This is a genomic window from Sphingomonas sp. NPDC019816 (assembly GCF_050274375.1).
Lineage (GTDB): Bacteria > Pseudomonadota > Alphaproteobacteria > Sphingomonadales > Sphingomonadaceae > Sphingomonas.
The window spans coordinates 1-9,258 of record NZ_JBNNOB010000140.1; the positions used below are offsets into that span (position 1 = coordinate 1).

The window sequence follows — 9,258 nt, forward strand, 5'->3', positions numbered from 1 at the left end:
GCTTCCGGGCCGACATAGACGGTGTCGCCGATGCCGGTGGTCTTCACGAACGCCTCGGCGCGCTTGGCGGTCGAGCGCGGATCGCGCGCATAGAGCTCGCCGGTCGATGGCTCGACGACGTCGCAGAACACGATCAGCATCGGGGTGGCCGAGAAGGGATCGGTGTAGACGGCGTCAAGGTCGGGCTTCAGGACCATGTCCGACTCGTTGATCGCCTTCCAGCCCTCGATCGACGAACCGTCGAACATCAGGCCATCGGTCAGCTCGTCCTCACCCAGGATCGAGGCGACCATGGTCAGGTGCTGCCACTTGCCCTTCGGATCGGTGAAGCGCAGATCGACCCACTCGATCTCTTCGTCCTTGATCTGGTTCAGAATGTCGCTGGCCGTTTTCGCCATGTGCCGTTCTCTCTCTGCTTTGATCCATGCCCCGGAAGAAGACCGGAGCCGGTTGTACGTTTTTTAGGCGGGCTGGGTGTCAGCCCGGTGACGTTCAAGGGATCGGGATGCGTCAGATCGCCGCGTCGTCGCGTTCGCCCGTGCGGATGCGCAGCGCGGTTTCCACCGGGATCACGAAGATCTTGCCGTCGCCGATGCGGCCCGTCTGCGCGGCGGCGGCGATCGCCTCCACCACGCGTTCGGCCAGACCGTCCTCGACGACCACTTCCAGCTTCACCTTCGGCAGGAAGTCGACGACATATTCGGCGCCGCGATAGAGCTCGGTATGGCCCTTCTGGCGGCCGAAGCCCTTGGCCTCGGTGACGGTGATGCCGGACACGCCGATCTCGTGCAGCGCTTCCTTCACCTCATCGAGCTTGAAGGGCTTGATGATCGCCTCAATCTTTTTCACGCGCCTGACTGTCCCTGATGGTGTTCGAACCCTCGCCCGACCGCCTGCGTAGCAGGGATCGTGCCAACTGCATTGCCCTCGTGGGAGGGCAGGAATTCGTCAAGAACTGCGCCCGAAAAGCGGGCAGGATATGGTTCGCTGCTCAAATAACAGGCAGCGGTCACAGGATGCCCCGAACGGCTTCTGGCGGCCGGCCGATGACCACGCCCTTGAGCGTCTCGACCAGTGGGCGTTCGATCAGAATGGGATTGGCGGCCATTGCGGCCAGCACCGTCGCTTCATCGGCCTGGCCAAGCGCCTTGGCCTCCGCCTCGCCTTTGCGCAGGCCATCGCGGGGCGACAGCCCGGCCTTGGCATAAAGGCGCGCCAGCTCGTCGGCGCCGGGCGGGGTCTTCAGATATTCGACCACCGTCACATCCGCGCCCGCTTCGGTCAGCAGGGCCAGCGCCTCGCGCGACTTGGAGCAGCGCGGGTTGTGGAGGATCGTCGCCTTCATCGCCGATGCTTGTGCCATGCACGGCGCGGAATGTGGAGGGGTAATCCCGGCCTGCGGGCTTTAAATTTCTTCCCCTGCAAGGGGGGGCATGCCAAGTATGGCGAAGGGGAGCCCCCGGTGGCGAGGTTCGGAAACCTCTCGACCCGGGACACCCCTCCGTCAGGGCTTACGCCCTGCCACCTCCCCTGCAAGGGGAGGAATAAAGGCTTACGCGCCCTGCTTGGCCAGCCATTCCTCCAGCCACTTGATCGTATAGTCGCCCTTCTGGAACTCAGGGTCGTCGAGCAGCGACTGGTGGAGCGGGATGGTGGTCTTCATCCCCTCGATCACGAACTCCTCCAGCGCGCGGCGCAGGCGACGCAGCGCGCCTTCGCGGGTCGTGCCATAGACGATCAGCTTGGCGATCATGCTGTCGTAATAAGGCGGGACCTTATAGCCCTGATACAGGCCGCTATCGACGCGGACATGCATGCCGCCCGGCGCGTGGTACATCTTCACCGTGCCCGGAGAGGGGGCGAAGGTGCGGGGGTCTTCCGCGTTGATGCGGCACTCGATCGCGTGGCCCCGGAACTGGACGTCCTCCTGACGCAGGGTCAGCGGATGCCCCTCGGCGATGCGGATCTGCTCGCGCACCAGGTCCAGACCGGTGATCATCTCGGTGACGGGATGTTCGACCTGGAGACGGGTGTTCATCTCGATGAAATAGAACTCGCCGTCTTCCCACAGGAATTCGATCGTGCCCGCACCGCGATAGCCCATATCGGCCATCGCCTTGGCGACCACGCCGCCCATGCGCGCGCGCTCCTCGGCCGTGATGATCGGCGAGGGGGCTTCCTCCAGCACCTTCTGGTGGCGGCGCTGGAGCGAGCAGTCGCGCTCGCCCAGATGGATCGCCTGGCCGTTGCCGTCGCCGAACACCTGGAACTCGATATGCCGGGGATTGCCCAGATATTTTTCCATGTAGACGGTCGAGTCGCCGAACGCGGCCTTCGCCTCCGAACCGGCCTGCTGCATCAGCGTTTCGAGCTGGTCCTCGGAGGGCACGACCTTCATGCCGCGGCCGCCACCGCCCGACGCCGCCTTGATCAGCACCGGATAGCCGATCTCGGCCGCAAGCGCCTTGGCCTCATCGACGTCCGAAATCGCGCCGTCCGAACCGGGGACGAGCGGCAGGCCGAGCGCGCCGGCGGTGCGCTTGGCCTCCACCTTGTCGCCCATGATGCGGATATGTTCGGGCTTCGGGCCGACGAAGATCAGGCCGTGCGCCTCGACGATCTCGGCGAACTTGGCATTCTCCGACAGGAAGCCATAGCCGGGGTGGATCGCGTCCGCGCCCGAAATCTCGGCGGCCGAGATGATGTTCGGGATGTTGAGATAGCTGTCGCCGGCGGCCGGCGGGCCGATGCACACCGCCTGGTCGGCGAGGCGCACATGCATGGCATCGGCGTCGGCCGTGGAGTGCACGGCGACGGTCTCGATCCCCATCTCGTGACAGGCGCGGTGGATGCGAAGCGCGATCTCACCGCGATTGGCGATCAGGAGTTTCTTGATCTGCGCCAAGGCGGCTTACTCGACGACGACCAGGGGCTGGTCGAATTCGACCGGCTGGCCATTCTCGACCAGGACGGCGGTGATGGTGCCCGCCGACGTCGCGGTGATCGGGTTCATCACCTTCATGGCTTCCACGATCAGCAGCGTGTCGCCGGCGGCGACCTTCTGGCCGACGGCGGCGAAGGGCTTGGCGCCCGGTTCGGCCGCCAGATAGACGGTGCCGACCATCGGGGACTTGACCGCGTTCGCGTTCGCGGCGGGTGCCGGGGCACTGGCCTCCGCCGGGGCGGCGGCGACGGGCGCGGCGGCCGGAGCGGGGGCCGCCACAGGCGCGGGCGCATAGCCCATCTGGGCGACGGCCGCCGCCTTGCGCGCGACGCGGATCTTGCGGTCGCCATGCTCGACCTCGATCTCGGTCAGGGCGGTGGCGTCGAGCAGCTCGGCGAGCTGACGGACGAGGTCGACATCGACCTTCATCGCTTGTTCAGTCTTTTCGGTCATGGGACGCGCTCCTGTCAGAACCGGGCGGCGGCTTCAAGCGCGAGCAGATAGGATTGCGCGCCAAAACCAGCGATTGTGCCTTTTGCGGCACGCCCGATGAAGCTCTCATGACGGAATGGCTCCCGTGCATGAGGGTTGGATAGGTGAACCTCGATCACCGGGGTCGTCACCGACTTGATCGCGTCATGGATCGCGATCGAGGTGTGGGTGAAGCCCCCGGCATTGAGCAGTACGGCTTTCGCCTCATAGGCCTGGGCCTCGTGCAGCCAGTCGATCAGATGGCCTTCATGATTGGACTGACGCATGTCGATCGCCAGATCGAGCTCGCGCGCCCGGTCCTCCAGCATCCCCGCGATATCGTCCAGCGTATCATGGCCATAGATATGCGGTTCGCGCAGGCCCAGCAGGTTCAGATTGGGGCCGTTCAGGACGAAGACGGTCGCGGACATCCGCACTCCCATGGTTGCGGCTCGGGTTGGCCGGGCCTAGATCGAAGGCCATCCTTTAACCGCTTGCCCCATCCCACGTCGAGCGGGCAGCGCTTCATATGGTAAGTGACACAGCTATGCCCCACACCGATGGAACCGTGACGATCACCGTGAACGGCGAGCATAAGCGGGTCGCCGCCGGGCTGTCGCTCGCCGATCTGGCAAGCCAGCTGGGGCTGGTGCCGGAAAAGGTGGCGGTGGAGCGTAATCTGGAGGTCGTGCCGCGCTCGACGCTGGCCGATGTTCAGGTCGAGGATGGCGACGAGATCGAGATCGTCCATTTCGTCGGGGGTGGCGATCATGCGGCGCCGGTTACGGACGACGATTCGTGGGAAGTGGCGGGGCAGCGTTTCCGTTCGCGGCTGATCGTCGGTACCGGCAAATATAAGGACTTCGCGCAGAACGCGGCGGCGGTCGAGGCGGCGGGGGCGGAGATCGTCACGGTGGCGGTGCGCCGGGTGAATGTGTCGGATCGCAACGCGCCGATGCTGACCGACTTTATCGACCCGAAAAAGATCACCTATTTGCCCAACACGGCGGGCTGCTTCAACGCCGAGGATGCGATCCGCACGCTGCGGCTGGCGCGCGAGGCGGGTGGCTGGGAGCTGGTCAAGCTGGAGGTGTTGGGCGAGGCCAAGACGCTCTACCCGGATATGTACGAGACGCTGCGCGCGACTGAGGTACTGGCCAAGGAAGGCTTCAAGCCGATGGTCTACTGCGTCGACGATCCCATCGCGGCCAAGCGCCTTGAGGACGCCGGCGCGGTCGCGATCATGCCGCTGGGCGCGCCGATCGGATCGGGGCTGGGCATCCAGAACAAGGTGACGATCCGTCTGATCGTCGAGGGGGCGAAGGTTCCCGTGCTGGTCGACGCGGGCGTCGGCACCGCGTCCGAAGCCGCCGTAGCGATGGAACTGGGCTGCGACGGCGTGCTGATGAACACCGCCATCGCCGAGGCCAAGGACCCGGTCCTGATGGCGCGAGCGATGAAAGCGGGCGTCGAGGCGGGTCGTATGGCGTACCGCGCCGGCCGCATGGGGCAGCGCCGCTATGCCGACCCATCCAGCCCGCTTGCCGGTCTTATCTGACGTTAATTTCAGGGAACCCTGGCCGTAACGAACCGTTGTTTGCTCGAGTGTTCAACGGGATGACATGATCCCCAGTAAATGGAGGCCGTAATGGGTGAGCTGACCGACAAGATCAAGGGCAATGTCAACGAGCTGGTTGGCAAGGCCAAGGAAAAGCTGGGTGAGCATAACCACGACGCCGACATGCAGGCCGACGGTCAGGCGCAGCAGGTCGAAGGCAAGGGCCAGCAGATGAAGGGCTCGGTCAAGGGCGCCCTTGGCGACAATATCTAAGTCTGATAGTCGTTATCTGACTAAAGCAATCAGCAACGACCTCGCCGCCCCGGTCATACCGGGGCGGTTTTCTTTTGTCTGCGGTCCGACAGAGATACGTCTTTCGCCAATGGTAGCGTTACTTTGAGTTCCATCTCGTTGATTTTGTGTAAAACGCGTTAAACGGCATTGCGACCTGCCGAGGGGGTTGGGGGAGCGCAGGTCCCGCCCGGCGAGCACGCCAAACCTCACCGGTTGGTGATTCGGGATAGGGTGGTTGCGGGCGTGATCACCTCCATGTCGGTCTTCAGGTGCAGCAGCTTGACGCCTGGTTCCGTTATCGCGCGTGCAAGGGCAGGGACGAAGTCTTCGGTTCGGGTCACCGTTTCGCTCCAGCAGCCATAAGCGCGCCCCAGCGCCGCGAAGTCGGGATTGGCCAGAGCGGTCGCAGCGACACGGCCGGGATATTCGCGCTCCTGGTGCATACGGATTGTGCCATAGCCGCCGTTATCGACGACGATGACCAGCATCGACGCGCAATGCTGGACGGCGGTCGCCAGTTCCTGTCCGTTCATCAGGAAGCACCCGTCGCCCGCCAGCGCCACGACCATCCGGCCCGGATGGCGAAGTGCGGCGGCGGTGGCGGCGGGCACGCCATAGCCCATCGCCCCGCAGGTCGGAGCGAGCTGGCTTCCCGGTTCGTAGCGCCAATAGCGATGCCACCAGCCCGAATAATTGCCCGCACCATTGCAGATGATCGTGTTGGCGGGAAGGCTGTCGCGCATGGCCGCGACGCACTGGCCGAGGTCCAGCGTCACGCCGTCACGGGGTGCCGGGTCGGACCAGGCGAGATAATCGGCATGCGCCTCCGCGCCCGAGGGGTGTGGGCGAGCGGCTTCACTGGCTTGCAGTTCCAGCATCCCGACCGCGCGGTGAACGTCGCTGCACAGTGCCAGATCCGCGCGATAGACGCTGTTCAACTCCTCCGGGTCGGGATGGACATGGATCAGCGTCTGGCCGGGATGATCCGGCGTGACGACGCCATATCCGTCGGTGGTCGCTTCCCCCAGGCGCGCGCCCAGCACGATCAGCAGGTCGGCCTCGCGCACGCGCTTGACCAGCGCGGGATTGGGACCATAGCCCAGATTGCCCGCATAGACCGGGCAGTTTGCCGACACCGCATCCTGTCGCCGGAACGCGGCGACCAGCGGTACGCCTGCGGCCTCGCCCCATTGTTCGACCAGCGCGGTCGTCTCCGCGTCCCAATAAGCGCCGCCGATGATCGCGACCGGGCGCTCGGCCTTCGCGATCAGGTCGTGCGCGGCCAGCACATCCTCAATGGTCACGTCCTGTGTCGGCCGTTCGATAAAGGGGCGGGGCATGCCCTCCACCCTGTCGCACAGCATGTCCTCGGGCAGGGCGAGGACGACCGGTCCCGGCCGCCCGCTCATCGCGGTGGCATAGGCACGGGCGATATATTCCGGGATGCGCGCGGCATCGTCGATCCGCGCCGCCCATTTCGCCATCGGCGCGAACATCGCCTGGAAGTCGACCTCCTGAAACGCCTCCCGGTCACGGGTGCCCCGGTCGACATCGCCGATGAACAGGATCATCGGCTGCGAATCCTGCCGCGCGACATGCACGCCGATCGCGGCATTGGTCGCGCCCGGCCCGCGCGTGACGAAGGCGATGCCCGGCCGCCCGGTCAGCGTGCCGTCGGCGCACGCCATGAAGGTCACGCCGCCCTCCTGCCGACAGGTGACCAGATCGATGGCGGGGGTGTCGTGCAGCGCGTCCAGCACCGCCAGGAAACTTTCACCCGGCACGGTGAAGATACGGTCGCACCCCTGTTCGAGAAGCGCATCGACAAGCAGGCGTCCGCCGGTTTTCAAGGTCATAGGGGCAGCCTAGCCTCGCTCGTTCGCAAAGCGCAAACGCTGGCCCGCGCAAAGCGCAAACGCTGGGTTGACCAGGCTCCACGCCTCCGCCTAACGCTTCGGCACATCAAGGGAGGACGCCCATGCAGAAGCTTTATCCCGACGCCGCCGCAGCGCTCGACGGCCTGCTCCATGACGGCATGACGATCTGCGCCGGCGGCTTCGGCCTGTGCGGCATCCCCGAGCGCCTGATCGACGCGATCGAGGCGGCGGGCACCAAGGACCTGACCATCGCCAGCAACAATGCCGGGATCGACGGCGTTGGCCTCGGCAAGTTGCTCCGCTCGCATCAGGTCAAGAAGATGATCTCGTCCTATGTCGGCGAGAATAAGGAGTTCGAACGGCAGTATCTCAGCGGCGAGTTGGAGGTGGAATTCTGTCCGCAGGGTACGCTCGCCGAACGCTGCCGGGCTGGCGGCGCAGGCATCCCCGGCTTCTACACCAAGACCGGCGTCGGCACGAAGGTCGCCGAGGGCAAGGAAGTGAAGCAGTTCGACGGCGAGGATTACATCCTCGAACGCGGCATCCGCGCCGACCTGTCGATCATCAAGGGGTGGAAGGCCGACGAGGCCGGGAACCTGATCTTCCGCAAGACCGCGCGCAACTTCAACCAGCCGATGGCGACGGCGGCACGGATCTGCGTCGCCGAGGTCGAAGAGGTCGTGCCGGTGGGCAGCCTCGATCCCGACCAGATCCATCTGCCGGGAATTTACGTGAAGCGGATGATCGTCGGCGCGCCGTATGAGAAGAAGATCGAGTTTCGCACGGTTCGCGAGCGGGCTTGATTTCGAGGGCGCGGGGGATGCGGAGAGCGCCAGCCCTCCCCTCGACCCCCTCCCGCCTGCGGGGGGGGGGGAGCGTGTTTGGCGGGCATCGGGGGAGTAAACGCATGTTGAGGAAGCAAGACCGTCGCGGCAAAACCTCTCCCCTCCCGCAAGCGGGAGGGGCTGGGGGAGGGCGCCCCGCTTTGAGGCTGGGCACCGCTCTCGCCGCCGCCCTGACCCTGTCCGGCTGCGTCGTCGCGGTCGGAAACAACAGCCCCGCACCCCCGCCCGCCGCCGCCAACCCCAAACTGGCGGGCATGCAATATCTCTACGGCTCGGCCGAAGCCGACGCGATCTCGCGCCAGGCCTGGAACGCGCTCGTCACTTATGCCGCCGACAAGGTGCGCAATCGTCCGCGTGACAGCGTCGTGCTGGCGCAAGGCGCGACCTTCGCCGCGCCGCGTTTCGCGTCATGCGCGGGCAAGCGCCCGGCGGCGGTGTTCGACGTGGACGAAACCGTCCTCCTGAACCTGGGGTTCGAGCAGGATGACCTGACCGGGCGCGCCGACCGCGCCTTTGCCGGCCGCTGGCGCAACTGGGAGCAGAGCGACGGCCGCGCCGTCCTGCCCACCCCCGGCGCGACGCAGGCGATCGCCGATCTGCGCACCATGGGCGTGACGGTGATCTTCAACACCAATCGCGATGACGCCGCCGGCGCCGCACGCGCGATCGAGGCGGCGGGGCTCGGCCCGGCGGTGCACGGCGATACGCTGTTCGTGCGTACCGACACCAACACCGGTGACGGCAAGGACGCGCGCCGCTGGCGCATCGCCGACCGCTATTGCGTCATCGCCATGGGTGGTGATCAACTGGGCGATTTCAGTGACTTGTTCAACGTATCAGGCACGGTGGCGCAACGCCGCGCGCTGGCCGATGGACCGCAGGTGGCGGCCCTTTGGGGGCGCGGCTGGTTCGTCTTCCCCAACCCCGTCTATGGCAAGGCGCTGAAGGGCAGCGCCGACGATATCTTCCCCGCCGACCGGCGGTGGCACCCGACAGGAGAGTGAGCATGGCCTGGACCCGCGACGAGATGGCCGCCCGCGCGGCCAAGGAGCTGAAGGACGGTTTCTACGTCAATCTTGGCATCGGTATCCCGACACTGGTTGCCAACCATATCCCACAAGGGGTTGAAGTCACGCTGCAATCCGAAAACGGCATGCTGGGCATCGGGCCATTCCCCTATGATGACGAGGTCGATCCCGACCTGATCAACGCCGGCAAGCAGACGATCAGCGAATTGCCGCATTCGGTGTATTTTTCGTCCGCCGACAG

Annotated in this window: 12 protein-coding genes; 5 read left to right on the forward strand and 7 right to left on the reverse strand. The window is 65.6% G+C overall.

Annotated elements, in window-relative coordinates; all coding sequences use genetic code 11:
• The 6 genes from ACQKJZ_RS16145 to aroQ all read right to left on the reverse strand — a co-directional run.
• Positions 1-398: glutamine synthetase beta-grasp domain-containing protein (locus ACQKJZ_RS16145; RefSeq protein WP_427732338.1), on the reverse strand; the 398-nt coding region annotated here is incomplete at its 3' end.
• A 112-nt stretch (positions 399-510) separates the two neighbouring features.
• Complete coding sequence (locus tag ACQKJZ_RS16150; protein ID WP_007405799.1) at positions 511-849, reverse strand: P-II family nitrogen regulator; 339 nt, start codon at positions 847-849, stop codon at positions 511-513.
• Positions 850-1,009: 160 nt separating this feature from the next.
• Complete coding sequence (gene arsC / locus ACQKJZ_RS16155) at positions 1,010-1,345, reverse strand: arsenate reductase (glutaredoxin) (protein WP_427732341.1); 336 nt, start codon at positions 1,343-1,345, stop codon at positions 1,010-1,012.
• Positions 1,346-1,552: 207 nt separating this feature from the next.
• Positions 1,553-2,905 carry an acetyl-CoA carboxylase biotin carboxylase subunit gene (gene accC / locus ACQKJZ_RS16160; protein ID WP_427732343.1) on the reverse strand — a complete coding sequence of 451 codons (1,353 nt, stop codon included), beginning with the start codon at positions 2,903-2,905 and terminating at the stop codon, positions 1,553-1,555.
• A 6-nt stretch (positions 2,906-2,911) separates the two neighbouring features.
• Positions 2,912-3,397 carry an acetyl-CoA carboxylase biotin carboxyl carrier protein gene (gene accB / locus ACQKJZ_RS16165; protein WP_427732345.1) on the reverse strand — a complete coding sequence of 162 codons (486 nt, stop codon included), beginning with the start codon at positions 3,395-3,397 and terminating at the stop codon, positions 2,912-2,914.
• 14 nt (positions 3,398-3,411) lie between these two features.
• Entirely contained in the window at positions 3,412-3,846 is a 435-nt protein-coding gene (gene aroQ / locus ACQKJZ_RS16170; RefSeq protein ID WP_427732347.1) for a type II 3-dehydroquinate dehydratase, read from the reverse strand.
• 116 nt (positions 3,847-3,962) lie between these two features.
• On the opposite strand from aroQ, the gene thiS reads away from it, so the two are divergent.
• Together thiS and ACQKJZ_RS16180 are read left to right on the forward strand one after the other, a co-directional pair.
• A complete protein-coding gene (gene thiS / locus ACQKJZ_RS16175; RefSeq protein ID WP_427732349.1) occupies positions 3,963-4,973 on the forward strand; it encodes a sulfur carrier protein ThiS in 1,011 nt (336 codons plus the stop codon).
• A gap of 90 nt (positions 4,974-5,063) precedes the next feature.
• The gene (locus ACQKJZ_RS16180; RefSeq protein ID WP_427732351.1) at positions 5,064-5,246 is read left to right on the forward strand and encodes a CsbD family protein; all 183 of its coding nucleotides are present in this window, start codon (positions 5,064-5,066) and stop codon (positions 5,244-5,246) included.
• 227 nt (positions 5,247-5,473) lie between these two features.
• Here the strand turns inward: ACQKJZ_RS16180 and ACQKJZ_RS16185 are convergent, their stop codons facing one another.
• The gene (locus tag ACQKJZ_RS16185; RefSeq protein ID WP_427732353.1) at positions 5,474-7,123 is read right to left on the reverse strand and encodes a thiamine pyrophosphate-binding protein; all 1,650 of its coding nucleotides are present in this window, start codon (positions 7,121-7,123) and stop codon (positions 5,474-5,476) included.
• A 122-nt stretch (positions 7,124-7,245) separates the two neighbouring features.
• On the opposite strand from ACQKJZ_RS16185, the gene ACQKJZ_RS16190 reads away from it, so the two are divergent.
• The 3 genes from ACQKJZ_RS16190 to ACQKJZ_RS16200 form a co-directional block, all read left to right on the forward strand.
• The gene (locus ACQKJZ_RS16190; protein ID WP_427732355.1) at positions 7,246-7,947 is read left to right on the forward strand and encodes a CoA transferase subunit A; all 702 of its coding nucleotides are present in this window, start codon (positions 7,246-7,248) and stop codon (positions 7,945-7,947) included.
• A gap of 182 nt (positions 7,948-8,129) precedes the next feature.
• Positions 8,130-8,993, forward strand: coding sequence for an HAD family acid phosphatase (locus tag ACQKJZ_RS16195; RefSeq protein WP_427732357.1), 864 nt, complete (start codon positions 8,130-8,132; stop codon positions 8,991-8,993).
• 2 nt (positions 8,994-8,995) lie between these two features.
• Positions 8,996-9,258, forward strand: a 263-nt coding sequence (locus tag ACQKJZ_RS16200; protein WP_427732359.1) for a CoA-transferase, incomplete at its 3' end; no start/stop codon positions are given.